The 779-nt window shown below is 53.7% G+C and carries 1 protein-coding gene; it reads left to right on the top strand.

Features of this window, described 5'->3' with window-relative positions; all coding sequences use genetic code 11:
* The coding region (locus tag IZU87_RS17300) for an ISAs1 family transposase (protein WP_213115369.1) at positions 1–779 on the top strand (779 nt) is incomplete at both ends.

Below are 779 nucleotides of genomic sequence, written 5' to 3'. Positions count from 1 at the left end.
ATATCTTGTTTCTGATCGTCTGTGCGGTGATCTGTGGTGCAGAAGGTTGGGATGAAATCGAAGATTTTGGCCACGCGAAGTTGGACTTTCTTCGCCAGTACGGCGATTTTAAGGCTGGCGTGCCGAGCCACGATACCTTGGCCAGGGTGATGGCCCTGGTGAATGCCGAGCAGCTGCAAACTGCATTCGCTGAGTGGATGAAAAGTTGCCATGACGTGACTGAGGGCGCAGTGGTAGCCATTGATGGCAAGACATTGCGTGGCTCGTATTGCCGTGGCAAGAACAAGGGTGCGATCCACATGGTCAGTGCCTTCAGCGCGGCTAATGGTGTCGTGCTAGGGCAGGTGAAGACGGCGCAGAAGTCGAATGAGATTACGGCGATTCCCGAGCTGCTAAAGCTACTCAATCTGCAAGGCTGCTTGGTGACAATTGATGCCATGGGCTGCCAGAAAAAGATCGCCACTCAGGTCCTGCAGAAGGGTGCCGATTACCTGCTATCGGTAAAGGGGAATCAGCCAGCTTTGGCTGCCGCCTTCGAGACGGCATTCCCAATAACCAAGGTGGCGAGCTTTTCGGGAGACTCGTATATCACGGATGAAAAGAACCGCGGCCGGCAAGAGACGCGTTATCACATTGTGAGTGAGATTACTGAAGAGTTTCAAGAGCTTAGCTACGAATGGCCGGGCTTGAAAACGGTAGGGGTGGTGATGAGTTTTCGCCAAGAGGGCGATGAGGCTCCTGAAGAGCCGATGATCCGCTACTACATTAGTTCAGCCGAG

The sequence above is a fragment of the Cobetia sp. MC34 genome, assembly GCF_018340035.1.
Taxonomy (GTDB): domain Bacteria; phylum Pseudomonadota; class Gammaproteobacteria; order Pseudomonadales; family Halomonadaceae; genus Cobetia; species Cobetia amphilecti.
Note: the sequence above shows the minus strand (reverse complement) of the source record. Positions and strands in the feature narration are given on the sequence as shown.